Here is a 26,214-nt window from a genome sequence, read left to right as displayed (position 1 = left end):
AAAAGATACTTCATCAGAATCACACTTTTTTTATCGACTTTACAGAAATTATATTAGGTTATAATGGATAGTTAACGTTAACTCAACTCAATTTTCATATTCAAATACAACCATTTTGTAGGAACATCTAATGATTGTCCGTTTACTAGCTTATCATAGTCAATACCCCAATCCAATAAATTTACTTGACCTTGCAATACCAATGAGCTAGCCATAGCATTATTAAATTCTCTAATTCCTGTTGCAAAAAACTTCACTTCTTTTTCAACTCCTTTAATAGATAGCATTCCGTTAATTTGATACCAATCTACTCCCATAACAAAAACATTTGTAGTTCTAAACGTTATGTTGTCGTTCTTATTATTAATAAACACTCCCTTGGTTTTAATTCTTGCTGTCAAATCAGCTTCATCGCCTCCACATGCTTTGAATGAGTTTGGATCAACCTCAAACGAAATACGCATGTTTTCTAACGGATTTCCAGCATCCATTCGCACTGGAACATCTACTTTTAAATCGTCTACAATACCTCCAAACGGCGTACTACAATGTCCGTGTGTTACAAACATATTGATTGTTTGATTTTTTTCAGTTTCTGTTACCTCCTTTTTTTCTTTTGTTTTAACTATTGAAGTACTTTTAGCAAACCCGCTTACCAAAACTATAGTTAGCAATGCCCCAACTAACAAAATTCTATTTTTAATGGTTTTCATACTATTCGTATTTAAAATTTTCATCAAAACTATCGCAAGCTTCCGTTAAAAGTGTAAATCAATTGTCAAAAAAGTGTAAAAAGTACCTTTAGCAAGGGTTTATACTTAGTTAGCCCTCTGAAATACTATAAAATAAATTTTTCATTCTCTGTTTTGGCCTACCTTTGCAAAAAATATTTTTGATGCAGTTTTCAGACCTACACCTAAGCAAGTCTATCTTAAAAGCACTTACTGAAGAAAGACACCACAAACCAACTCCAGTACAAGAAGAAGTAATTCCGTTAGTACTCGATAAAAAAGATGTAATTGTAACTGCACAAACGGGTACAGGTAAAACTGCTGCTTTTGCCTTACCTATCATTCATGAGCTTTCTAAGGAAGATGATGTTGAAAAAAGAGCAAAAAAAATCAAAGCTTTAATTGTAAGTCCTACTCGAGAACTAGCTATTCAAATTGAAGAAAATTTTAAAGCATATAGTAAGTACACCAACTTAAGAAGTACTGTTATATACGGTGGTATGTCTACACAGCCTCAAAAAGATGTGTTAGAAAAAGGGGTAGATATTTTAATCGCTACACCAGGTCGTTTTATCGACTTGCATAAACAAGGTAGTATTGATGTCCGCCAACTGAAAACTTTTGTTTTAGATGAAGCTGATTTAATGTTAGATATGGGCTTTATTGACGATGTAAGAAAGATTGAAGAATTATGTCCACGTAAAAAACAAACCTTACTATTTTCTGCAACAATGCCTGACAAAGTAAGTGACTTGGCTCGATCAATGTTATACAAGCCAGAGAAGATAGACATTTCACCTGCAGAAACTACTTCAACAAACATTGGTCAGTTACTGTACTACACCCCTAAAAAGCATAAGGTCGATTTGTGTTTGCACTTATTACGTAATACCATAAAAGGTCGTATTATTATATTTCGTCGTACCAAATTTGGGGTTGACAAACTAGAGAAAACACTTCAGAAAAACGGCTATAAAGCAACCAGTGTGCATGGTGATAAGTCACAAAACTTACGAAACCAAGCTATTGAAGATTTCAAAAACAATAAAGCCAACATTTTAATTGCGACCGATGTTGCTGCTCGTGGAATTGACGTTAGCAAAGTAGATGCGGTAATTAATGTTGACTTACCTAACATTCCTGAAACTTACGTACACCGAATTGGTAGAACTGGTAGAGCAGGTAAATCTGGAATCGCTTTTTCACTATGTAGTGCCGATGAAACTTCGTACATTAAAGCTATTCAGGAATTTACGGATAGAACTATAAAAGTTATAGAAGATCATCCATTTCCATTAGCAAAACCTAAGCCTAAAAAGCAGCCAAACACCATTAGCAAACACAAAAAAGGAAGAAAATCAGAAGCTTCTAAAAAGAAGAAAAGGCGCTGGTATTAAACTTTTTATAAAAAATAACACTAAAAATAATTGGTGTTTTACTTATTAATCGTAATATTGCAATATAATAATGAATCAATGGGATTAACCAAATCAGAAATATTTACTGAAGAGCAAAATCAATTGGCTACCATCGCAAAAGTGTTAGGGCACCCAGCTCGTATTGCTATTATACAACACTTATTCAAATTGAATTCTTGCGTGTGTGGTGATTTGGTAAATGAAATCGGTTTAGCGCAACCTACCATTTCGCAGCATTTAAAGGAATTAAAGAAGATTGGCATTATTAAAGGAACCATTGAAGGAACTAGCGTTTGCTATTGCATCAATCCATCAACATGGAAAGAGACTAAAACCTTACTTTCTTCTTTTTTAAACCTTGACGTGAATAACCAAAACTGTTGCTAAAAAAATTTGAATACGTTAATCGTAATATTACAATAAACACTATAACCATGAAACTCTCAGAAATTAAACAACATTTAAGCACATTAAAAACAATTGCTTTTCAATTACCTGACGGTAGCTTAGTTCCGAATCATTTTCACGTAACAGAAGTAGGAAAAGTTACTAATAACTTTATCGATTGTGGTGGAGTGGTAAGAAATGAAGAAGTGGTTAACTTTCAGCTTTGGAACGCAAATGATTATGATCATCGATTACACCCTGAGAAACTAATATCTATTATAGAATTATCTGAAAAGACATTAAACATTTCACCTAACTTAGAAATTGAAGTGGAATATCAAGGAAGTACGATTGGGAAGTATGGATTAGATTTTGACGGAACCAACTTCTTATTAACTACAAAACAAACAGATTGTTTGGCGAAAGATAACTGCGGAATTCCACAAGAAAAACCAAGAGTAAAATTATCTGATTTACAAAAACAAACTGCATGTGAACCAAACTCAGGATGCTGTTAATATGAAAACACAAACCTCAACTCTGTTTTCTGAACTACAGGAAACTATTTCTAGTTTACCAACTGTTTCGGAAGAGCGAAAACAAGTTTTACAACCGCTTATAAGTTACATTCAGGAAAAACTGGAGAATAAGGAGATGATAAGCCTAAATTTTATTTGTACTCATAATTCAAGAAGAAGTCATTTGTCGCAAGTATGGTCACAAACGATGACTTTTTATTATCAAATACCAAATGTAAACGCATACTCTGGCGGTACAGAAGCTACAGAGATGAACGAAATAGTAGCAAGCACTTTGGTTGATAACGGATTTCAAATTCAACAATTATCTGGTGGAACAAATCCTATATACGCGGTAAAATATGCTGATAACGCATCACCTATTATAGGTTTTTCTAAAAAGTATGATAATGACTTTAATCCAAGCTCAGCTTTTTGCGCTATCATGACTTGTTCACAAGCCGATGAGGGTTGTCAATTCATTGCTGGTGCTGATAAAAGAGTACCTGTTACTTATGAAGACCCTAAACTATATGACGGTACACCTATAGAAAAAGAGAAATACTTAGAGTGTAGCCTACAAATTGCTACTGAAATGTACTATGTTTTTTCTTCTGTAAAAGCTTAGCCTTTATATTTCATAGGTAAATGCACCACTTTTTTAGTTTCGAAGAAATCTTCTTCAAAAAAGTCTGGTAAATCATAAATGGTGGCTTTAGGAAAGTTCGCAAGTTCTTCCGTAAGGTCACCACCTTTTAAATATAAAATTCCGTTTTTAAGTGCATGATTTTGTTTTTTATGCACTTTATTTTTCACCCAACGGTGAAATGTTTCCATTTGCGCTACCGCTCTACTTACAATAAAATCGTATGTATCATCAACTTCTTCAACACGCCCATGAGTTGTTTTCACATTCTGTAAACCTAAACCTTCAGCAACTTCATTTACTACTTTAATTTTCTTTCCGATAGAATCTACCAAATGAAATTGGGTTTCAGGAAATAAAATAGCTAACGGAATTCCTGGAAAACCTCCTCCTGTACCTACATCCATCACTTTGGCTCCTGGTTGAAACTCCATTACCTTCGCTATTCCTAACGAATGTAATACATGACGTAAATACAATTCATCAATATCTTTACGAGAAACAACGTTAATTTTCAAATTCCAATCTTGATACAATTCTTGCAACTTAGAAAATTGTTCTAATTGTGTTTCCGTTAAATTGCCAAAGTATTTTTTTATAAGTTCCATCTAGTGATTTTTTCCGCTGCAAAAATAAAAAACTAATTGGTATTGTTAATTTTTCTGCAAAAGATATTAATCTAGTTAAAAAGTTAAGCTTTAGCAATAACCGTGAACCAAAAACGTTTATTTTTGCGGTACAAACAAACAATAAATGAAGACAGTAAACTTCTCAAGAATAGACAAAGCCAAGTTTTTTAGAACTCTGAATAAAAGAGTTAACACTTACTTTAAAGAAAACAACATTAAGCGTACAGGTAACTGGAAACTATATTCAAAAGCAATAATTATGTTAGCTACTTTTATCGTTCCATTCATATTAATTTTAACTGTTGATATGTCTCAATGGATAAAATTAGCCTTAACTGTATTAATGGGAGTTGGAATGGCTGGAGTTGGAATGAATGTGATGCACGATGCTAACCATGAATCTTTCTCAAGCAAAAAATGGGTAAATAAACTTTTTGGAAGCAGTATTTATATTTTAGCAGGTAACGTGTATAACTGGAAAGTACAACACAATGTATTACACCATACTTATACTAACATTCAAGATCATGATGAAGATATGGATGCTGGTAGAATTATCCGTTTTTCAAAACACACACAATGGTTATGGATTCATAAATTCCAAAAATATTATTCAATCTTTTTATACGGATTGTTAACGATTAACTGGGCAATTACTACTGATTTTAAACAAATGCACAGTTACTTAAAGCGAAAGTTATCGTATGGAGAATTTCCAAATCCAGCTAGAGAATGGACTAAACTAGTAGTTTCGAAAGTTATTTATTATTCACTTTGGATTGTATTACCAATTGCAGTAATGAATATTGCTTGGTGGAAAGTATTAATCGGATTTTTTGTAATGCACTATACTGCAGGAATCATTTTAAGCGTGGTTTTCCAATTAGCACACATAGTTCCTAAAACAGAAACTCCTTTACCAGATGAAGATGGTAATATGAAAAACACTTGGGCTATTCATCAGTTATATACCACTGCAAATTTTGCCCCTAAAAATTGGTTTATCAACTTTTATACAGGTGGATTAAATCATCAAGTAGAGCACCACATTTTCCCAAATATTTCTCATATTCACTATAATAAGTTAGCTCAAATTGTAAAAGAAACTGCTAAGGAATTTAACCTTCCTTATAATGAATATAAAACCACACGTAAAGCAGTTATAGAGCATTTTAGACACTTAGCTGAATTAGGAAAAAAACCGCAATTAGCATAAATCAACATACAACATAACAACACAATGTCAAACGCATTATCAAACAGAATTCAAAGTTTACCAGTATCGCAAACTTTAGCAATGGCTGCTAAAGCGAGAGAATTAAAAGCTGAAGGTAAAGACATCATTAGTTTAAGTTTAGGAGAACCAGATTTTAACACTCCTAATTTTATTAAAGATGCTGCAATTGAAGCTATTAATCAAGACTACAACTCATACACTCCAGTTGACGGGTATGTAGAGTTAAAAGAAGCTATTTGCGAGAAGTTTAAACGTGATAATAACTTAACATATGCTCCAAACCAAGTAGTTGTTTCTACAGGAGCAAAACAATCTATTGCCAACGTAGCTCAGGTATTATTAAACCCTGGTGATGAAGTATTATTACCAGCTCCATATTGGGTAAGCTATTCTGCAATTGCAACTTTGTGTGAGGCTAAGTTTACCGAAATTCCTTCTTCTATTGAAAACGATTTCAAAATCACTCCAGAACAATTAGAAGCCGCTATTTCGCCAAAAACAAAAATGATTTTCTTTAACTCGCCGAATAACCCTAGTGGAACAATTTATAGCGAGGAAGAATACAGAGCATTGGCTAAAGTATTAGAGAAGCATCCGGATATTTATATTTTATCTGACGAAATATATGAGCACATTAACTACGGAACAAAACCTTTTAGTTTTGCTGCTATTGAAAGTATGTACGATCGTACCATTACCGTGAACGGTTTAGCGAAAGCTTTTGCAATGACAGGATGGAGAATCGGTTATATCGGAGCTCCTGAATGGATTGCTAAAGCATGTACAAAAATGCAAGGTCAAATTACTTCAGGAACCAACTGTATCGCTCAACGTGCTGCAATTACCGCAGTAAAAGCATCACCAGAAAAAGTACAGTATATGGTAGATGAGTTTAAAAATCGTAGAGACTTAGTATTACAATTATTAGGAGAAATTGAAGGATTCAAGTTAAACGTACCTGAAGGTGCTTTTTATGTGTTCCCCGACATTTCTGATTTCTTTGGAAAAACAATCCAAGGAAAAGAAATTAAAGATGCAAATGATTTTTCTATGTTATTATTAGAAGAAGCAAATGTAGCTACAGTAACTGGTGAAGCTTTTGGCGCACCAAACTGTGTTCGTTTATCATATGCTGCTTCTGAATTACAATTACGTGAAGCTATCAAGAGAATTAAAGAAGTTTTAAGTTAATTCGCTATAAAGTTCTAAATGGTATATCGCCTAAAAAATATAGACGAACTAAAAATAGAAGATTTAAAGAAAAGTATTAACAGGGGATATAGGTTTATTACCTATCCTTATAGTATTTCCTTAATTGTAGGTAATATAAATTTATTTTCTCCTGTATACTTTCTCAATAAAGAAGAAACTAAAAAACACACATTAAAATATAATTTAATTTCTTCAATACTTGGTTGGTGGTCTATTCCAAATGGACCGACTAATACTATAAACAGCATCAAAACTAACATAAGAGGAGGTGTTGATGTAACAGATGATATCATGCTTAACTTAACCGAAGATTCTTTGAAATCTAAAAAAGTTAAGATTGAATATATTTATACGATTTTCAAAAAACCTGAAAAATCAACAGAAAAAGACTTTATAAAATCTATAAAGAAAACCAGAGGTATCATTACTAATCAAAATATCTATCTAGGCAGATATATAAACACTGAAGGTTTTTATTATTTATTAGGTTTTGACAATATTTCAGAAAGTTCCAAACAAGAGTTACTTACTCATTTGAGAAAAATATTCCACAACCATGTTCATATAGAAATTATTAAAATTAACCCTAATGATGATGTACATCAGAGGTTAACAGAAATGGGAGCCCTCCTTAAATATTAAAAAGGAACTTTCAATTTTCTAACTTTTTTCTTTTTAAGCTTCTTTAAGTACAATGCTTTTTTGTTATAGTCAATAAACGCTTTACCAGCTTCCAAGATATCTGCACCTATAATTCCATCAACCTCTTGTGCATTATGTTGTTTTAAGGCAGTATTTACATGCGTTAAGTCAAACAATACTAAATCACAAGCTTCGGTTTTCCACTTTCCAATTTTCAGTGAATTATTTTCCGACTTTTGTGTTTCCATATCGGTTGCTCCAGCTCCTGCTGCTTTTACCTCACTCTCTTCAGAGACAAGTTTAAAACGCTCAATTAAGTCCAATCCAACACATGAATTAGACGCTCCTGTATCCAGAATAAAGGTTCCATTTACCCCATTAATTTCAGCAGTTAACTCCAAATGATTAGTCACCATTTTTTTGAGTTTTATTTTGATGTATTTCTTTTTTCGTAATACTTTTTTCAAACTTGCCATTTCTTGTACTTTTGTCCTCGCAAAGATACAATATAATACAATGTCCCCTTGAACACAGTCGAAAGGGATTTTTATTAAAATTATGATAACCGATACACATACACACCTATACTCAAGCCAGTTTGATGAAGACAGAAACGAAATGATACAACGTGCAAAAGATGCTGGGGTTTCTCGTTTCTTTATTCCTGCTATTGATAGTTCTTATACTGAACGTATGTTCGATTTAGAAAAAAACTACCCGAACGATGTGTTTTTAATGATGGGGTTACACCCAACTTCGGTAAAAGAAAACTACCAAGAAGAGTTAGCACATGTAAAAGAGTGGTTAGACCAACGTGATTTTTATGCAATTGGTGAAATTGGTATCGATTTGTATTGGGATAAATCATTTTTACCACAACAACAAGAAGCTTTTCGTACACAAATTCAGTGGGCAAAAGAGAAAAAACTACCGATTGTTATTCACTGTCGTGATGCTTTTGATGAAATTTTTGAAGTTTTAGAAACTGAAAAAGGAGAGGATTTATATGGAATTTTTCACTGTTTTACAGGAACTTTAGCACAAGCTGAAAAAGCAATTTCTTATAACATGAAATTAGGAATTGGTGGTGTAGCTACGTTTAAAAATGGAAAGATCGATAAGTTTCTACATCAAATTGACATCAAACACATTGTCTTAGAAACCGATTCTCCTTACCTAGCTCCTACTCCGTACCGAGGAAAACGTAATGAGAGTAGTTACATTACTAATGTAGTAGATAAATTGGTTGATATTTATGGATTGACTTTCGATGAAATTTCGGAAATTACAACACAGAACTCTAAAGACGTTTTTGGTGTTTAACTTACAAACCACATATTATAAAACCCCAATCGGAATTGCCAAAATTGATGGTGATGAAAATGGAGTCCAATCGATTTCTGTATTGGATGAAGATACTTTGGCTACAGTTAGCTTTCCGAAAGAGACTCCAAATTGCTTACAAGAATGTGTTACACAATTGGACGAGTATTTTGCAGGAACAAGAACAGCGTTTAATCTACAATTGAATCCACAAGGAACAAACTTTCAACAATCGGTTTGGGAAGAATTATTAAACATTCCCTTTGGAAGAACTAGAACCTACTTAGAACAAACCAAACAATTAGGCGACGTAAAAGCTATTAGAGCTGTAGCTTCAGCGAATGGTAAAAACCCTATTTGGATAGTTATTCCATGTCACAGAGTTGTAGGTTCTGATGGTTCATTAACAGGATATGCAGGCGGTGTTTGGCGTAAAAAGTGGTTATTGGAACACGAAAGTGGAGCAAAACAACAAACATTATTCTAATTTTTAGAAAATCAAATAATGTTTAATTCAAATTGCGTTTTTCAATAAAAAACTTCTTCAACAAAAAGCCGCATTCCTCTTCTAAAACCCCTGATATTACTTTTGTTTTTGGATGTATTTTTGTTTTTAATACACTAAAACCAAGTTTTGGTTCACTTGCTCCGTATACTATTTTCCCTATTTGCGTCCAGTAACTTGCTCCTGCACACATTTGACAAGGCTCTAAGGTCACATACAAGACACAGTCCTTTAAATATTTTCCACCTAAAAAATCTGCTGCTGCAGTAAACGCTTGCATTTCGGCATGTGCTGTAACATCGTTTAACAACTCAGTTAAATTATGCGCTCTAGCAATAATTTGATTATTAAAAACAATTACTGCACCTACTGGAACTTCTCCTTTATCAAAAGCTAACTCTGCTTCTTGTAAGGCTTTTTTCATAAAGTAAGTATCATCAAACGGATTCATATACGTGGATTCATGTAAGTTCTTGAACAAATGTAGCCAAAATTTGTTTGTGCTAGCTCTGCGTAAAATACTTATTTTTACCAAAATTTACGATTTGATTTCAATCAACACTTCTGAAAATAAAAAAGTCTATTTTGCTTCCGATCAACATTTAGGAGCTCCAACTTCTGAGGCTAGTTTTCCTCGTGAACAAAAGTTTGTTGCATGGTTAAACGAAGTTAAAAAAGATGCCGAAGCTATTTTTATTCTAGGTGATTTATTCGATTTTTGGTTTGAGTATAAAACTGTTGTTCCTAAAGGCTTTGTACGTGTTTTAGGTAAACTCGCAGAAATAAAAGATAGTGGTATTCCTATTTACTTTTTTGTTGGAAATCACGATTTATGGATGCATGATTATTTTGAAAAAGAATTAAATATCCCCGTGTATCATTCTCCTCAAGAATTTAAAATCAATGATAAATTATTTTTAATTGGTCATGGAGATGGATTAGGACCTGGAGACAAAGGGTATAAACGCATGAAAAAAGTGTTTACATTCCCACTATTTCAATGGATGTTTCGTTGGCTACATCCAGATTTAGGTGTTCGATTAGGACAATATATGTCGGTAAAAAACAAATTGATTTCTGGTGATGAGGACGCTAAATTTTTAGGCGAAGACAATGAGTGGCTTGTACAATATTGTAAACGTAAATTAGAAACTAAACACTACGATTATTTTGTTTTTGGACACAGACATCTTCCTTTAGAAATTCAACTTAAAGAGAACAGTGTTTACCTTAATACAGGTGATTGGATTGAGTATTATACCTATGCGGTTTTTGAAAACGATAAACTATTTTTAAAAGAATATAAAAAATAAAAAAAAGCACCTCAAAAAGGTGCTTTTTTTCATTATCAAATAATTAACTTAGAACTTAAAAGTTAATCCTGCTTTAAAAGTCATACCATTGAATCCAAATTGATTTACTTCCCAAGGGTATTTAAAACGACCTCCTAAATCAGTTACAACATCTCCCTTTGTATCAATTTCGTCTGGGTACACATCAAATAAATTATTTACTTGTGCATTAAACGAAATCATATCAGAAAACTCATACCCAAAAGAGATGTCTGTAATTATCTTTCCACTAAATGTTTGATCTTTATTAGGATCTGTAGCATGTTGCCAAGTTACTTCTCCAAAATATGTATTATTTAAGTATGCGGTTAATTTTTTATACTTATAATCTGCTCCAAACAATAGTTTAGTATTAGGCCTTGCACTAATAATTCTAGATTGTTCTTTTCTGTTAAATATGGCATTCTTATAATTTGCCAATTTAGTAGGGGTTTTCACCTCTCCTTCTAACTTTGTTCTGTTAATATTTAACGCTAAATTCAATCCAAGTTTTCCTGCAGCAAAATCTATATTTTTGTAACGCATTGTATAATCAAACCCTTCTGTTTTTGTATCTGCTGCATTAATAAAAAACTTAATACTTGTAACACTATTATCATCTAAAATCTGTTGAACATCTGCATTTGGATTCCCGTCATCGTCAGTACCTCCAATTTCTCCAGAAAACACTACTCTATCATCTACTTTAACATTGTAATAATCTAACGAAATTGTAAAGTCATTCGAAGCCTTTACCGTAATACCTGCCGAAACATTTTTAGAAGTTTCAGCAAATAGCGGATCAACTCCTAAATCTCGAATCACTGTACTTACATTATTGAATGTTCCTTGATTTGAAATAGTACCTCCTGAAACTAAAGTTTGTACATTACTCAAATATACCTGATGTAATGATGGCGCTCTAAATCCTGTACTATATGAAGCTCTTAACACTCCTGCTTCCCCTAACTTATATCTAGAATTTACTTTCCATGAAAAATTATCTCCAAAATCTGAATAATTCTCATAACGAACTGCCCCGCCTATTAAAAAGTCTTCTGAAACATCCCAATCTAATGTACCATAACCACCTACGTTAGTTCTTGTTTCATTTAAAGCATTACTTGGTTGTAAACCAGGAAAAGATTGTGCTCCACCATCAATATACGAAGCCTCCTCTCCAGCTGTTACTTCAAATCGTTCTTGTCTTGCTTCAACACCAAACCCTATACTTACATCTCCAAAAGAACGACTCATGTCAAAGTTTCCTACAATATTACTGAAAGCATATGCTCCTGCATCAAAAGAAGTAGGACTATTAGCTCCTAAGCTTACATTAATTGTATTACCTATTGTATAATCAACAGAGTTACGACCATAACTACCACTTAAATCTGCATTAAATCCTCCTAACTTAAACCTACTACCTGCTGTAAATAAAACATCTTGAATATCTGTTTCAAAGGTTGGTTGAAATCCATCATAAGTTTCTCCTGGAGGTGTTAACAATCCAAAATCATCTGTAATCCAATATGGAGGTCTATAAAGAGCAAAACTTTTACCTTGTCGCATATTAAATCCACCAAAACCATATAGTGTAGTATTCTCGTTTAAAGGATATTCTGCATTCACAAACAAATCTCCTTTTTTCATTTCTGGCTGTCCAATAATCATTCCTAAATCTGGATTATCTCGTGTCCATTGATTATCTACACCAAACAAATCATCTTTTCCTGGTTCACCAGCCCTATCGGTTTTCTCTTGATAACTTAAACCAAGTGTAGCATTCACAAAACCTCCTTCACCAAAGGTAAATGTATGATTAACATCTCCATCAATATTAAATCCGTCTCCTTCTTTCGTTACTCCAGAGTTTACATTTACTTGAGTAAATTCAACACCTTTTTTTAAAATAATGTTTACAACCCCAGCTACAGCATCTGAACCATATTGAGCAGAAGCCCCATCACGTAAAATCTCCACTCTCTCAATAGCCGCAGTAGGAATACTTTTCATATCCACACCTACTTCACCTTTTCCTGGTGTATCATTTACATACACTAAAGCACTCTGATTTTTACGCTTTCCGTTTACCAAAACCAATGTTCTACTAGGCCCTAATCCTCGTAAATCAGCTGGATCAAAATGCGCTGTTGCATCAGAAATTGTTTGGTTACTTGAATTGTATGAAGGAACTGTGTACGTTAACATCTGGTCAATATTTGTTTGACCTGTTGCTTGTAGTTCCCTCACACTTACATTATCAATTGGAACAGCAGAGTCTAAAATTGTTCTCGGTTTAGAACGGTTACCTGTTAAAACAACCTCATCTAAAACATTATCATCTCTTAAAACAACTGTAACATAGGAAGCCTTGTATACTGTTTTTTCTAAAGTAGAGAATCCTACCGAAGAGAACACCAACGTAACTGGTATCTTTTTTATATTAAGAGTAAACTCTCCTTTATCATCTGTACTTACTCCATTAGTAGTCTCTTTTTCTAAAACATTTACAAAAGGTAGCGGAGCTCCGCTTTCATCCGTTACTTTACCTTTTATTGTCTGACCAATCACTGACGCAAAAGACATCAATAAAATGAAGACAATTACTTTATTTTTTTTATCCATAAGTAATTAAGTTTAGTTAAAGTTAAAACGTTAAAATATGTTAATTTATAACAATAATAATAAATTTAAACATAAAAAATAAACAAAAACATAAAAATATATGCATCTATTTGAAAAAACAATGACAACCTAGAATGTTTTTAGCTTTAACCATACTTTAACAGCTGGTATTTTCTTATTATTGTAGCTTTGTTTCATAAAAATTCTAATTTATTTCAATTACTATGAATATAGATGTAAGAGCCATCAATGAAAAAATAGAAAGAGAAAGTGCTTTTGTAGACTTATTAACTACAGAAATGAACAAAGTAATTGTGGGTCAAAAACACATGATTGAGCGATTACTAATTGGACTTTTAGGAAATGGACATATCTTATTAGAAGGTGTTCCTGGGCTGGCAAAAACCTTAGCCATCAACACACTTTCAAAAGCTGTTGACGGAAGCTTTAGTCGTATTCAGTTTACTCCAGATTTATTACCTGCTGATGTGGTAGGTACTATGATATACAATGTAAAGGAAAATGATTTTTCTATTAAAAAAGGACCAATTTTTGCCAACTTTGTATTAGCTGATGAGATTAACCGTGCTCCTGCTAAAGTGCAATCTGCATTGTTAGAAGCCATGCAAGAGCGTCAAATCACTATTGGAGATGAAACTTTTAAATTAGATGAACCATTCTTGGTAATGGCCACTCAAAACCCAGTAGAACAAGAAGGAACTTATCCTCTTCCTGAAGCACAAGTAGACCGTTTTATGCTAAAAACTGTAATTGATTATCCAAAATTGCAAGACGAGCAACTTATTATGCGTCAAAACTTAAATGGAAGTTTTCAAAAAATAAACCCTGTAATTTCTATAGACCAAATTATAAAAGCTCGTAACGTAGTTAATGAAGTTTATATGGATGAAAAAATCGAAAAGTATATCCTAGATATTGTTTTCGCAACTCGTTATCCTGAAAAATATAATTTAGAGAAATTGAAGCCTCTTATCAGTTTTGGATCTTCTCCTCGTGGTAGTATCGCTTTAGCAAAAGCTGCAAAGTGTTATGCTTTCATCAAACGAAGAGGATACGTGATACCTGAAGATGTTAGAGCAATAGTAAATGATGTTTTACGCCACAGAATTGGTATTACATATGAAGCAGAAGCTGAAAACATTACATCTATTGATATTATAAACTCTATTATTAACGAAGTACAAGTACCTTAATCAATTATCAATGAGCAATTATCAGCCTAAAATACTTTACTGATTATTGATAACTGTTAACTGACAATTGAAAACATGGATACAAAAGAGTTACTAAAAAAAGTTCGAAAAATAGAAATAAAGACACGTAGGTTGTCTAATCATATTTTTGGAGGAGAATACCACTCAACCTTTAAAGGTAGAGGTATGACTTTTTCTGAAGTACGTCAATATCAATATGGAGACGATATCAGAGCTATTGATTGGAACGTTACTGCTCGCTACAACGAACCATATGTAAAAGTTTTTGAAGAAGAACGCGAACTTACCATGATGTTGGTAGTAGACATTTCTGGTTCTGAGTTTTTTGGTACTTCTGAACAATTTAAAAAAGATACTGTAACAGAAATTGCCGCAACATTGGCATTTTCTGCTATTCAAAATAACGATAAAGTCGGGTTAATTCTATTTTCGGATCAGGTTGAGTTATATATTCCGCCTATAAAAGGAAAAAGTCACGTATTACGAATTATTCGTGAGCTTATTGAATTTCAACCAAAAAGTAGACAAACCAATATTAGTGAAGCTCTCAAATTTTTATCCAACATCATGAAAAAGAAAGCAATTGTTTTTATGCTTTCTGATTTTATGGACGATGATTACGAACGCACGTTGAAAATTGTTGGTAATAAACATGATGTAACCGGTATACGTGTATATGACAAACATGATGAGGAAATCCCTAATTTGGGCATGGTTCCTATGGTGGATGCTGAAACAGGAAAAACTCAATTGGTTAATACGAGTTCAAAATCAGTTAGAACTCACTACAAAGCTAACGCTTTACGTTTAACAAATTACTTTGAATCCTCTTTTACTAAGAGTGGTGCTGGAACTATCAGTACAAGAGTTGACGAAAGTTATGTACGAAAACTGTTAGGTTATTTTAAACGAAAAGGATAAGAACAAACAATGAAACACAAACTACTTTACATATGCTTGTTTTTAACTTCTTTTGCCTTTGCACAACAACCTCAGGTAAAAGCAGAAATTGACACCACAAATATTAGAATTGGTGAACAGTTTCAATATAAAATATCTGTTGACGAAACTGAGAATGTTATCATTCCTAAGTTAGAAAATCTAAAAGGGTTAGAGGTAATAGATACACTCAAAATCGACACTATTGAAAACAAGCTCATTCGAAAATACATTTTAACAGGGTTTGATAGCGGTGCATTTTACATTCCTCAACAACAAATATTTATTAGAAATCAAGCTTATTTAACGGATAGTTTATTAGTTAATGTAGCTACTGTTCCTATCGACACTACGAAGGTTAAAAAATTTCCAATTAAAGGAATTAAAGGAGAACCGTACCAATTTGACGATTTCAAACAATACATTTGGTGGATCATAATAGCTATTCTTGTCATAGTGTTATTACTTTATTTCTTTGTTTTCAAAAAGAAAAAAGAACAAGAAGAAAAAGTTATTATCCCTTTATTACCTCCTTATGAAGAAGCTATGCAAAAACTGGAGGAACTGGACAAAAAACTATTATGGCAAAATAATCAGGTTAAAAAATATTATAGTGAATTAACAGACATTGTAAGAGGTTATATTGAACGAGAGCTACATGTTCCAGCCCTGGAAAGCACTACTGATGAATTAATTGACGTTTTAAAAGACTTCAATGACACAAAGTCAATAGAAACTTCGAGAGAAATTATTGATAAATTAAAAGGTCTTTTACAAGAATCTGACCTAGTAAAATTTGCGAAATCAAAACCTTTATCTCACGAAATAGAGGAAGACCGAAAAGACGCAAAGCTTATTATAGATAATTTAAAACCCAAAAAACAAGAAGATGATGATGAAGTGGAATAATTTCGAGTTTCATAGTCCCGAGTTTTTATGGTTGCTAGTATTAATTCCTCTGTTAGCTTTTTGGAGTTTTTATACTCGAAAAAAAGATGGTGCTCAACTTAGAATGCCAAGTACTAAAGGTTTTAAAATACAAGGTTCTATTTTACCCAAACTCAAACCCATACTGCCACTCTTAAGACTACTGGCATTAACCTGCTTAATAGTTGCTTTAGCACGCCCTAGAAATGTAGCTGTTAGTAAGAAAACAAAAACAAATAGAGGTATTGATATCGTAATGGCTGTTGATGTTTCGGCTAGTATGCTAGCAAAAGACCTTAAACCAAACCGATTAGAGGCCTTAAAAAGAGTAGCTACCGATTTTATAAACCGACGCCCTAATGATCGTATTGGTATCGTAGTATATGCAGGAGAAAGTTTTACACAAACTCCAATTACCAGTGATAAATCTATTGTGAAAAGAACCATTTCAGAAATTAAATGGGGACAGTTAGAAGGTGGAACTGCTATTGGAATGGGTCTAGGTTCTGCTGTTAATAGACTAAAAGATAGTAAAGCCAAAAGTAAAGTTATTATCTTATTGACAGACGGTGTAAACAATGCTGGTTTTGTTGATCCTAAAACAGCTACTGATTTAGCAAAAGGAAACGGAATTAAGGTTTATACTATCGGAATTGGAACTAACGGGATGGCTCCTTTTCCATGGGCTAAAGACCCAAGAACAGGAAAAATTTCATTTAAAAATCAACCTGTTGAAATTGACGAAGATTTGCTAAAGCACATTGCCATCGAAACTAGTGGTAAATATTTTAGAGCAACTAATAACACCAAGTTAAAAGAAATTTATGACGAGATTGACAAGTTAGAAAAAACTAAAATCGAAGAGTTCAAGTATTATAATTACTCTGAAAAATATCGTTTTTTAGTTTTCCTAGCAGGGATATTTTTACTTTTAGAATTCACCCTAAAAAACACGTTATTTAAAAGTTTTATTTAAGCAAGATGTACAAACTAGAAGAACCAATATATTTTTATCTTTTTGCAATTATTCCTGTAATAATTGTGGTTTTCCTATTAGTTTTATGGTGGAAAAAACGAACTCAAAAAAAGTTTGCTAACCCGTTGCTTTTATCTAAAATAGCACCAAATACATCAACCTTTAAATCTGTACTAAAACTTGTTTTCTTTTTGGTAGGGTTATCGTTTTTAATTTTATCATTAGTTAACCCTAAAATGGGAACAAAACTAAAAACCGTGAAAAGAGAAGGTGTTGATGTGGTGTTTGCTTTAGATGTTTCTAAAAGTATGTTAGCAGAAGATATTGCACCTAATAGATTAGAAAAAGCAAAACAAATTATATCTAAAACTATTGATAAGCTAGGAAGTGATAGAGTTGGTATTATTATCTATGCAGGTAATGCTTACCCTCTACTTCCTATTACTACCGATCACGCCGCAGCAAAAATGTTTTTGCAAAATGCAAATCCTGATATGGTTTCAAGTCAAGGTACTGCTATCAATGAAGCTTTAAACCTAGCGAATACTTATTATGATAACGACGAGCAAACGAATCGTTTTTTAATAATTATTTCAGATGGTGAAGATCATCAAGAAGAAACTAAACAAGTTGCTCAAAACATCGCCAACGAAGGTGTAAAAGTATACACCGTAGGTGTAGGTACTGAAAAAGGAGGTCCAATTCCTATTAAATTAAATGGCGCACTTATTGGTTATAAAAAAGATAGAATGGGGGAAACAGTAATTACCCAACGTAAACCCGATGTTTTACAAGGAGTTGCTGATGCTTCTGACGGACAATATTTTGATGGTAATAAAACTGAAAATCCAGTAGAAGCCATTGAAAAGATTATTGGAAACGCACAAAAAAACGAATTTGAAACAAAACAATTTTCTGATTACAAAGATCAATTTCAATGGTTTGTAGGAATTGGACTGTTGTTTTTAATTTTAGATATGTTTTTATTTGATAAGAAAACCAAATGGTTGAAGAAAGTAGATTTGTTTAACGAAGAATCTTAAAATGTAGTATGAAAAGTTTACAAAATTTAATATTCATTCTAGTTTTTGCAGTTTCTGCAATAGCAAATGCGCAACAAGACACACTTAAACTACAACGTGAAGCACGTGCTTTGTTACGAGAAGGAAACAAACTATACAATAAACAAAAGTTTAGTGATGCTGCTATTACCTACCGAAAAGCCTTAGGTAAGAACAGCAAGTATGAAAAAGCAAGTTATAATTTTGGTAATACTTTATACCAAGAAAAGAAATACAAAGAAGCTGTAGAACAGTTTAAAGTAACTACTGAGACTTCAAAAGACAAAATGGCTCAGGCTGAAGCTTATCACAACATAGGTAATGCCATGATGGAGCAAAAGCAATATGAACAAGCTGTTGAAGCCTTTAAAAATTCCTTACGTAGAAATCCTAATGATGATGAAACACGTTATAATTTAGCCGTTGCTCAAAAAGAAGCTAAAAAACAGCAACAAGATCAAAAGGACGACAAAGATAAAAACAAAGACCAACAAGATCAGAATCAACAGAATAAAGATCAGCAAGATCAAGACGACAAAGACAAACAAAACGATAAAGATCAAAAAGGCGACGATAAGGACAAAAAGGATGATAACCAAGATCAGAAAAACGATGATCAAAACAATCAGCAAAAACCTAATCAAGACCAAAAAGACAAACAAAATCAACAACCTAAACCTCAACAAGGTAACATGACTCCTGAGCAAATGAAACAGCTACTTGAGAGTTTAAATAATGAAGAAAACAAGACGCAAAAGAAAATGAATGCACAAAAATCAAAAGGAAGAAAAGTAAAACAAGAAAAAGACTGGTAATTTTTCAGTTGTTAAAATCTTAATTACTTTTAGGCATTTTTGAAAAATAAGTATGAAGTTGAAAGTATACATAACGTTATTAATTAGTTTTATTACAATTGCTCTTAGCGCGCAAGATGTCAACTTTTTAATGTCTGTTAATCATGAAAAGGTTAGTTCAAATCAGGAGTTTAAATTAAAATTCAAGTTAACAACTACCTCTGATCAGATTGATAGTTCTTTTTTAACTAAACTCCCCATAGATTCTTTATTTACTCCACCAGATTTAAATGACTTTAATATAGTTTCTGACAAAATTTCAAAGAATTTTAACCGCTTTTTATTTAAAGATAAAAATGGTAACACCATAAACAAATGTTCTTTATCATGGTATTACTTGATAAAGCCCAAAAAAAAAGGCACATACACAATATCGCCACCTTCCTTTCTCTTAAACAACACAAAATTAAAAGCACAAAAACTAACTATTAAAGTAATTGATAGTTATTCAAATGAAGCAAAATGTTTAGCTGATATCAAATGTAAAGTTTCGAAAAACACATTCCTATTCTCAAAAAGAAATAATAATCCCCAATCTGTAAATTACTACCTCTATTACTTGGAAGAAGGAGTACCTGACTCCTACCTTGTAATATCAGAGCCTAGGTTTAAAGGCTTTCACTCAAAAGAAGTTAAAATAACTAATATTAAAAAAGAAGTTGTCAAACACAAAGGAATAAATTATAACAAAATTTTATTTAAAAAATTTTTATTAACAACCAATAAAAATCAAGAAGAAGAATCTCCTATGATTCTTAATTTAAAAGTCAAAATTAATAACTCAATAGACGATTTTATTTCTATAACTAAAGACACTCTTGAGTTAAAATTAGTTTCAAAAAATTAAACTAAAGTAATGCGTTTATTAATTTTAATATTAATTTTTATTTCACATTCTATTAGTGCGCAAGATGTTGCATTAACAACTACTGTTAGTAAAAATAAATTAGGTGTAAACCAGCGACTACGTATTGAGTTTTCTATCAACAAACAAGGAGCCGATAATTTTAAACCACCAAACTTCACTAATTTTAAAATTGTTGGTGGTCCGAGTCAATCAGTAAGTCAATCTTGGATTAACGGTAAGGTTTCTTTCAATCAATCATACACCTACATACTACAACCCAAAAGAAAAGGAGAATTTAATATTCCCTCTGCGAGTATTGAAATTGATGGAAAAACAATAAAGTCAAACCCTATAAAAGTTATTGTTTTAGATGCTGTTGACATCCCTAAAAATCCAAACGATCCTAATTATATTGCAGAACAAAACATTCATTTAGTTGCTGAGATTTCCAAATCTAAACCTTATGTTGGTGAGGGAATTTATGTAGAATACCGCTTATACTTTAGTGATAATGTTGGTATCTATGACAATGCAATAACTGAAGCTCCACAATATAACGGTTTCTGGAATCAAGAAATTAAACGTAACGGAATGCCTGTTAAAACAGGTACCTATAACGGAGAAAATTATCGTTATGCTGTTTTACACAAAGCTTTGTTAATTCCAACAACCTCTGGTAAATTAACAATAGACCCTATGAAAATGGATATTGTTGTTGCAGTCCCTACTGGAAGAGCTGACTTTTTCGGAAACGTAATTACACGTCAAGTTCGTAAAGAGTTTTCTTCTGCTAAGAAAATTGTTAACGCTCAAGCCTTACCTCTCAAAAACAAACCAGAGGATTTTACTGGTGCGGTTGGTGAATTTTCTTTTGATGTTTCTTTAAGCAAAAACACCTTAAAAGCTAATGAATCATCACAAATTAAGGTTTCAGTAAATGGTAAAGGAAATTTAAAATTGTTTGAACTTCCAAAAGTTGAAACCCCTAAAGAACTAGAAGTTTATCAACCTGAGAGAAAAGAAAATGTTCGCATTACTGGAACTGGATTATCAGGTTCAGTTACTGACAACTATACTATTGTTCCTGAGTTTAAAGGAAAATATAGAATTCCAAAAACTAGCTTTTCTTACTTTAACCCTAAAGAAAAGGTATACCAAACCATCTCTACAGATGATTTATATGTTGATGTTTTAGAAGGGAAGGAAGTTCCGACAAACTCCGATGCTAATACAGTTGCTAAACAAGATGTAAAAGTTACAGGTAGCGATTTTAGATACATTCAAACAGCTACTAATTTACAGCCTATAAAAACAGATGATTTCTTTAAATCTACCTTGTTTTACATTCTTTTGTTACTTCCTGTTTTAGCTATTCCAATTGGAATTATTATTCAGAAAAAGAAAGAAGAACGTGATAGTGATGTATTAGGTAACAAATTGCGAAAAGCAGATAAACTTGCCAAGAAATACTTGTCGGAAGCACAAAAACAATTAGGTAATAAAGAGGCTTTTTATGAAGCCTTAGAAAGAGCTCTACACAATTACCTAAAGGCAAAACTAGGTGTAGAAACATCTGATATAAGTCGTGAAAAAATTACTGATTTATTAGCGAATAGAAAAGTTAATATGGAAACTATTAATAATTTTATTGACGTATTTAACGATTGTGATTTTGCCAGATATACTCCAATTACCAATGTACAAATGAAAGAGGAGTATGAAAAAGCAAAACAAGTAATAACACAATTAGATCGACAGTTATAATGAGAAAGCTAGTTATATATTTATTCTTATTTGTGTCAACAGTTACGTTAGCACAAAATGCCAACGATTTATTTTCAAACGCTAATTCTTTGTACAAAGAAGGTAATTACGAAGAAGCTATTAAACTATACGAGCAAATAGAAGATGAAAACCTAGCATCATCCGAAGTCTATTACAACTTGGGTAATTGTTACTACAAGCTTAATAAAGTAGCTCCTACTATTTATAATTACGAAAAAGCACTACAATTAGACCCTTTAAATGAAGATGCTAAAAACAACTTAATTATAGCAAAGCGTTTAACTCTTGATAGAATTGAAGCATTACCAAAATCAATTTTTCAAAAATTTAATGAAAATTATCTACAAAAGTTTACCTATAACACTTGGGCTGTAATTACTATTATACTTTCTTTTGTAGCCTCTGTTTTATTTTTATTATTTTATTTTGCCTACACACCAAGTAAAAAAAGAACTTACTTTACTACTAGTATTTTAGCATTTTTACTTTTAATTACATCTTTAGTTATTACGTACACTCAATACAATCAAGCTAAAAATAACATTGAAGCTATTATTTATACTGAAGAAGTATCTGTTACTAATGAGCCTACTGATAACTCTAATGAAATTTTCACATTACACGAAGGAACCAAAGTTAATGTCTTAGATTCTGTGGATAATTGGAAGAAAATAAAACTAGCCGATGGCAAAATAGGTTGGACGCAATCTGAAAATTTAAAAGAATTATAACATTTTAGCTCTAAAAAAATAATTACTTTTGCAGTTGAACTTATTTAAAAAGTATATTGAAGTCTAAAGTTGCCATATTTTTCGTTGTTTTATTCGCAGGAATTATTGTTGCTCCTACGGTAATTACTTTGGTAGACAAGAACCAAGATATAACAATTTTCTTAAGTTTAAGTGAAGAAGAAGAAAACACAAAACATGTTAAGGTAGCTGAATTAAAAGCGCACCCTAACAAGGATTACATCTCTTTTTTATACAAGACTATTCAAAAAAAGAAAAACGTTCGTTTTCAATCTAAAAACTACGTTTCTCAATATCCAAAAATTCTTACCCCACCTCCCGAATTTTTTACTGCTTAATTTTTTGGCTAATTATTTCATGGAATAAAACTCCGTGTGATGCTTAGTGAATAAAAACAACGTTATTTTGAGATAAGGCTTGTTACATGTTTCCTTGGCTCAACCTAATAAGTAATAAATAATTCATTTACATTTTAAAATACGCTCTAAATTTTCATTTGGAGTATCAAAATATACACATACATTATGTTTAAAAATATTAAAAGCGACTTACCTGCTAGTATAGTCGTGTTCTTTGTAGCTTTACCTTTATGTTTAGGTATTGCATTAGCTAGTGGAGCCCCTCTTTTTTCAGGAGTAATTGCAGGAATTGTTGGAGGTGTTGTTGTCGGAGCTATTAGTGGCTCTAAAATTGGAGTTAGTGGACCTGCTGCTGGTTTAGCAGCTATTGTATTAACTGCTATTGGTGCTCTAGGTGGCTATGAAAATTTTTTAGTAGCTGTTGTTTTAGGAGGAATTATTCAAATTCTTTTTGGAGTTCTTAAAGCAGGAGTTATCGGTTATTACTTTCCTTCATCAGTAATTAAAGGAATGCTTACTGGTATAGGTATTATTATTATTCTAAAACAAATCCCTCACTTCTTTGGTTATGATGCAGAACCTGAAGGAGCTGATAGCTTTATTGAACCTTCTGGTGAAAACACTTTTTCAGCTATTATAAATATAGCTGATAATATTACTATCGGGTCAATGGTTATTGGTTTTATTGGATTAGCTATTTTAATTCTTTGGGATAAAGTTCTAAGTAAAAAAGGGAAAATATTTCAACTAATTCAAGGGCCTTTAGTAGCTGTAGTGTTGGGAATTGTCTTTTTTACATTAACACAAGGAAATGAAACATTAGCTATACAAGCTTCTCACTTGGTAAGTGTACCAATTCCTGAAAGTTTTGATTCTTTCTTAGGTCAATTTACTTTACCTAACTTTAGCGCCATTACTAACTATGAAGTATGGGTAACTGCCTTTACCATTGCTTTAGTAGCTAGTTTAGAAACTTTACTTTGTGTTGAAGCTACTGATAAATTAGACCCTGAAAAAAATGTAACTCCAACCAATAGAGAATTAGTTGCACAAGGAACAGGAAATATATTATCTGGTTTAATTGGAGGTTTACCAATTACTCAGGTAATCGTAAGAAGTTCTGCTAACATTCAATCAGGAGGAAAATCTAAAATGTCAACAATTATTCACGGATTATTTTTATTACTGTCTGTTATTTTAATTCCTACCTTATTAAATAAAATTCCTTTATCTGTTTTAGCTGCAATTTTATTAGTTGTTGGTTATAAACTAGCAAAGCCTAGCTTATTTAAGCAAATGTTTGCCTTAGGTTGGAAACAGTTTGTACCATTTATGGTAACTGTTTTAGGTATTGTTTTCACCGATTTATTAACAGGTATTTCATTAGGTTTAGCAGTAGGAGTAGTAGTTATTTTAATTAAGAGCTACCAAAACTCACACTTCCTACATATTGAAGACAAAAGTAACGGAGCGCATAAAATAAAAATGACACTTGCTGAAGAAGTAACTTTCTTTAACAAAGGTGCTATCTTAAAAGAATTAGATAGTTTACCTAGAGATACGTATTTAGAATTAGATGTACGTAAGACAAGATATTTAGATAACGATATTATCGAAATATTAGAAGATTTCGCCTTTAAAGCCAAAGAAAGAAATATTAATATCAAGCTTATTTCTGAACGTGGTGAAGTTGAAAACCCAGATAGTTTCATTAAATTCTTTAAACTAAGACATAAAGCAGCATAACACCCTTTTAAAGGTTATAACAAAATAAAAACACTTTTTACTACAATACGCTATTAAAGGATTGTTAGTATTCAATAAAAAGACATAAATAATTTTAAAAAAATATAAATCATGAAAGCACATACTAAAGAAACTCAAGCTACTATGACTCCTGAAAAGTCATTACAATATTTAAAAGAAGGAAACTTAAGATTTCAAAACAACTTAAAAGCGAACCGTAACTTATTAGAGCAAGTTAACGATACTAGAGAAGGACAATTTCCTTTTGCTACTATTTTAAGCTGTATCGATTCAAGAGTTTCTGCTGAATTAGTTTTCGACCAAGGTTTAGGAGATATTTTTAGCGCAAGAATTGCTGGTAACTTTGTAAACGAAGATATTTTAGGTAGTATGGAGTTTGCTTGTAAGTTAGCTGGTACTAAGTTAATAGTAGTATTAGGTCACACAAGTTGTGGAGCCGTTAAAGGTGCTTGTGACAACGCTGAGTTAGGTAACTTAACTACCATGCTAAGTAAAATTAAGCCAGCTGTAGAAGCTGTAACTGAGCCAAAAGATGAAAGCTTAAGAAACTCATCTAACATCGAGTTTGTAAATAACGTCGCTGAAAAGAACGTACAGTTAACTATTGATAGAATTTTAAACGAAAGTGAAGTACTAGCTGATATGCACAAAAACGGTGAAATTATGATTGTTGGAGCTATGTATAACATTGAAGACGGTGCTGTTACTTTTTTTGAATAAGAATTATCCCTCTTAATTTTACACCACAAAGAGAATCTAAATTTAATTTTAGGTTCTCTTTTTTTATTAACTTCGAAAATTCTTTCCCTCCAAAAATAGAAAGGTGGTGAAAACTCTTCTAACGAGTAATATTTACAACTATGAATCTATCTAAAATTTTTGATAACAATAAAGAGTGGGTAAAAAACAAGCTATCTACCGATAAAGACTATTTTAAAAAATTAAACGAAGGACAAAATCCTGAATTACTATACATAGGATGTTCAGATAGTAGGGTTTCTGCCGAAGACTTAATGGGACTTGATCCTGGTGATGTTTTTGTACACAGAAATATTGCCAACATGGTACCTGCAATTGACTTAAATTCTGCTTCTGTAATTGAATATGCTGTAGAGCATTTAAAAGTAAATCATATTGTGGTTTGTGGTCATTATTCTTGTGGTGGGGTTAAAGCCGCAATGCAATCTGCCGATTTAGGGTTATTAAATCCTTGGTTACGTTACATCAGAGATGTGTATCGCTTACACAAAGATGAGCTGAATAAAATTGAAGATGAAAATGAGCGTTACGACCGCTTGGTTGATTTAAACGTACAAGAACAATGCGTTAATCTTATTAAAACCGCTGCTGTACAAAAGGCTTACAGAGATAGAGGCTTAAAAGTACATGGTTGGGTTTTTGATATTAAAACAGGAAACCTCATCGATTTAAACATCGATTTTGAACGCATCTTAGAGGGTATTATGGAAATTTACCATTTAGACTAAAAAATAAAAACGGATGAAACT

Annotated in this window: 28 protein-coding genes; 23 read left to right on the top strand and 5 right to left on the bottom strand. The window is 32.2% G+C overall.

Going from position 1 to position 26,214, the window contains the following annotated elements:
- Window positions 1-77: 77 nt before the first annotated feature.
- Entirely contained in the window at window positions 78-713 is a 636-nt protein-coding gene (locus Q0663_RS02265; protein WP_299005656.1) for a YceI family protein, read from the bottom strand.
- Window positions 714-895: 182 nt separating this feature from the next.
- On the opposite strand from Q0663_RS02265, the gene Q0663_RS02260 reads away from it, so the two are divergent.
- The 4 genes from Q0663_RS02260 (at window position 896) to Q0663_RS02245 (ending at window position 3,682) form a co-directional block, all read left to right on the top strand.
- Window positions 896-2,128, top strand: coding sequence for a DEAD/DEAH box helicase (locus Q0663_RS02260; RefSeq protein ID WP_299005653.1), 1,233 nt, complete (start codon window positions 896-898; stop codon window positions 2,126-2,128).
- A gap of 78 nt (window positions 2,129-2,206) precedes the next feature.
- Window positions 2,207-2,536 (top strand): helix-turn-helix transcriptional regulator, encoded by a 330-nt coding sequence (locus tag Q0663_RS02255; RefSeq protein ID WP_299005650.1) that lies wholly within the window; start codon window positions 2,207-2,209, stop codon window positions 2,534-2,536.
- A gap of 47 nt (window positions 2,537-2,583) precedes the next feature.
- A complete protein-coding gene (locus Q0663_RS02250) occupies window positions 2,584-3,054 on the top strand; it encodes a DUF6428 family protein (protein ID WP_299005647.1) in 471 nt (156 codons plus the stop codon).
- 1 nt (window position 3,055) lies between these two features.
- Entirely contained in the window at window positions 3,056-3,682 is a 627-nt protein-coding gene (locus Q0663_RS02245) for a protein-tyrosine-phosphatase (protein WP_299006324.1), read from the top strand.
- Here Q0663_RS02245 and rsmG read toward each other — a convergent pair.
- A complete protein-coding gene (rsmG, locus tag Q0663_RS02240) occupies window positions 3,679-4,308 on the bottom strand; it encodes a 16S rRNA (guanine(527)-N(7))-methyltransferase RsmG (protein WP_299005644.1) in 630 nt (209 codons plus the stop codon). The two genes, Q0663_RS02245 and rsmG, sit on opposite strands and share 4 nt — an antisense overlap.
- A 145-nt stretch (window positions 4,309-4,453) precedes the next feature.
- On the opposite strand from rsmG, the gene Q0663_RS02235 reads away from it, so the two are divergent.
- Genes Q0663_RS02235 through Q0663_RS02225 form a run of 3 tightly spaced genes read left to right on the top strand, consistent with a single transcriptional unit; the run spans window position 4,454 to window position 7,420 of the window.
- Window positions 4,454-5,545 (top strand): acyl-CoA desaturase, encoded by a 1,092-nt coding sequence (locus Q0663_RS02235; RefSeq protein ID WP_299005641.1) that lies wholly within the window; start codon window positions 4,454-4,456, stop codon window positions 5,543-5,545.
- A 24-nt stretch (window positions 5,546-5,569) separates the two neighbouring features.
- The gene (locus Q0663_RS02230) at window positions 5,570-6,757 is read left to right on the top strand and encodes a pyridoxal phosphate-dependent aminotransferase (protein WP_299005638.1); all 1,188 of its coding nucleotides are present in this window, start codon (window positions 5,570-5,572) and stop codon (window positions 6,755-6,757) included.
- A gap of 18 nt (window positions 6,758-6,775) precedes the next feature.
- Window positions 6,776-7,420 (top strand): hypothetical protein, encoded by a 645-nt coding sequence (locus Q0663_RS02225; RefSeq protein WP_299005635.1) that lies wholly within the window; start codon window positions 6,776-6,778, stop codon window positions 7,418-7,420.
- Here the strand turns inward: Q0663_RS02225 and Q0663_RS02220 are convergent.
- Complete coding sequence (locus Q0663_RS02220) at window positions 7,417-7,896, bottom strand: retropepsin-like aspartic protease (RefSeq protein ID WP_274634474.1); 480 nt, start codon at window positions 7,894-7,896, stop codon at window positions 7,417-7,419. The genes Q0663_RS02225 and Q0663_RS02220 overlap by 4 nt on opposite strands.
- 82 nt (window positions 7,897-7,978) lie before the next feature.
- Between Q0663_RS02220 and Q0663_RS02215 the strand changes: the two genes are divergently transcribed.
- Complete coding sequence (locus tag Q0663_RS02215) at window positions 7,979-8,743, top strand: TatD family hydrolase (RefSeq protein WP_299005632.1); 765 nt, start codon at window positions 7,979-7,981, stop codon at window positions 8,741-8,743.
- Window positions 8,736-9,230, top strand: a complete 495-nt coding sequence (locus Q0663_RS02210) for a methylated-DNA--[protein]-cysteine S-methyltransferase (RefSeq protein WP_299005629.1) — start codon at window positions 8,736-8,738, stop codon at window positions 9,228-9,230. Before Q0663_RS02215 ends, Q0663_RS02210 begins: the two co-directional genes overlap by 8 nt.
- Before the next feature lie 22 nt (window positions 9,231-9,252).
- Here the strand turns inward: Q0663_RS02210 and Q0663_RS02205 are convergent, their stop codons facing one another.
- On the bottom strand, window positions 9,253-9,699 hold the full coding sequence (locus Q0663_RS02205) for a nucleoside deaminase (RefSeq protein ID WP_299005626.1): 447 nt from the start codon (window positions 9,697-9,699) through the stop codon (window positions 9,253-9,255).
- A 94-nt stretch (window positions 9,700-9,793) separates the two neighbouring features.
- Here Q0663_RS02205 and Q0663_RS02200 point away from each other — a divergent pair, with 94 nt between their 5' ends.
- On the top strand, window positions 9,794-10,561 hold the full coding sequence (locus Q0663_RS02200) for a UDP-2,3-diacylglucosamine diphosphatase (protein WP_299005623.1): 768 nt from the start codon (window positions 9,794-9,796) through the stop codon (window positions 10,559-10,561).
- A 48-nt stretch (window positions 10,562-10,609) separates the two neighbouring features.
- Here the strand turns inward: Q0663_RS02200 and Q0663_RS02195 are convergent, their stop codons facing one another.
- A complete protein-coding gene (locus Q0663_RS02195; protein ID WP_299005620.1) occupies window positions 10,610-13,207 on the bottom strand; it encodes a TonB-dependent receptor in 2,598 nt (865 codons plus the stop codon).
- A 224-nt stretch (window positions 13,208-13,431) separates the two neighbouring features.
- Between Q0663_RS02195 and Q0663_RS02190 the strand changes: the two genes are divergently transcribed.
- The 13 genes from Q0663_RS02190 to Q0663_RS02130 all read left to right on the top strand — a co-directional run bounded on the left by Q0663_RS02190 (window position 13,432) and on the right by Q0663_RS02130 (window position 26,193).
- Window positions 13,432-14,421: an AAA family ATPase gene (locus Q0663_RS02190; RefSeq protein WP_299005617.1), complete on the top strand. Its 990-nt coding sequence runs from the start codon at window positions 13,432-13,434 to the stop codon at window positions 14,419-14,421.
- A gap of 75 nt (window positions 14,422-14,496) precedes the next feature.
- On the top strand, window positions 14,497-15,363 hold the full coding sequence (locus tag Q0663_RS02185) for a DUF58 domain-containing protein (protein ID WP_299005614.1): 867 nt from the start codon (window positions 14,497-14,499) through the stop codon (window positions 15,361-15,363).
- Between the two features lie 9 nt (window positions 15,364-15,372).
- Window positions 15,373-16,290, top strand: a complete 918-nt coding sequence (locus Q0663_RS02180) for a hypothetical protein (RefSeq protein WP_299005612.1) — start codon at window positions 15,373-15,375, stop codon at window positions 16,288-16,290.
- Entirely contained in the window at window positions 16,277-17,284 is a 1,008-nt protein-coding gene (locus tag Q0663_RS02175; protein WP_299006322.1) for a VWA domain-containing protein, read from the top strand. The genes Q0663_RS02180 and Q0663_RS02175 overlap by 14 nt, the downstream gene beginning before the upstream one ends.
- 5 nt (window positions 17,285-17,289) lie before the next feature.
- Window positions 17,290-18,327, top strand: a complete 1,038-nt coding sequence (locus Q0663_RS02170; protein ID WP_299005609.1) for a VWA domain-containing protein — start codon at window positions 17,290-17,292, stop codon at window positions 18,325-18,327.
- Window positions 18,328-18,335: 8 nt separating this feature from the next.
- Window positions 18,336-19,160 (top strand): tetratricopeptide repeat protein, encoded by an 825-nt coding sequence (locus Q0663_RS02165; RefSeq protein WP_299005606.1) that lies wholly within the window; start codon window positions 18,336-18,338, stop codon window positions 19,158-19,160.
- 52 nt (window positions 19,161-19,212) lie between these two features.
- Window positions 19,213-20,046: a BatD family protein gene (locus Q0663_RS02160; protein WP_299005603.1), complete on the top strand. Its 834-nt coding sequence runs from the start codon at window positions 19,213-19,215 to the stop codon at window positions 20,044-20,046.
- Between the two features lie 9 nt (window positions 20,047-20,055).
- A complete protein-coding gene (locus Q0663_RS02155; RefSeq protein WP_299005600.1) occupies window positions 20,056-21,810 on the top strand; it encodes a BatD family protein in 1,755 nt (584 codons plus the stop codon).
- A complete protein-coding gene (locus Q0663_RS02150) occupies window positions 21,810-22,562 on the top strand; it encodes a tetratricopeptide repeat protein (RefSeq protein ID WP_299005597.1) in 753 nt (250 codons plus the stop codon). Before Q0663_RS02155 ends, Q0663_RS02150 begins: the two co-directional genes overlap by 1 nt.
- A gap of 56 nt (window positions 22,563-22,618) precedes the next feature.
- Window positions 22,619-22,918 (top strand): hypothetical protein, encoded by a 300-nt coding sequence (locus tag Q0663_RS02145; RefSeq protein ID WP_299005592.1) that lies wholly within the window; start codon window positions 22,619-22,621, stop codon window positions 22,916-22,918.
- Window positions 22,919-23,104: 186 nt separating this feature from the next.
- Window positions 23,105-24,685, top strand: a complete 1,581-nt coding sequence (locus tag Q0663_RS02140) for a SulP family inorganic anion transporter (RefSeq protein WP_299005588.1) — start codon at window positions 23,105-23,107, stop codon at window positions 24,683-24,685.
- A 111-nt stretch (window positions 24,686-24,796) separates the two neighbouring features.
- Complete coding sequence (locus tag Q0663_RS02135; RefSeq protein WP_299005586.1) at window positions 24,797-25,426, top strand: carbonic anhydrase family protein; 630 nt, start codon at window positions 24,797-24,799, stop codon at window positions 25,424-25,426.
- Window positions 25,427-25,566: 140 nt separating this feature from the next.
- Complete coding sequence (locus tag Q0663_RS02130) at window positions 25,567-26,193, top strand: carbonic anhydrase (protein ID WP_274634459.1); 627 nt, start codon at window positions 25,567-25,569, stop codon at window positions 26,191-26,193.
- Window positions 26,194-26,214: the final 21 nt, after the last annotated feature.

The organism is uncultured Tenacibaculum sp., assembly GCF_947504135.1.
Taxonomy (GTDB): Bacteria; Bacteroidota; Bacteroidia; order Flavobacteriales; family Flavobacteriaceae; genus Polaribacter.
Note: the sequence above shows the minus strand (reverse complement) of the source record. Positions and strands in the feature narration are given on the sequence as shown.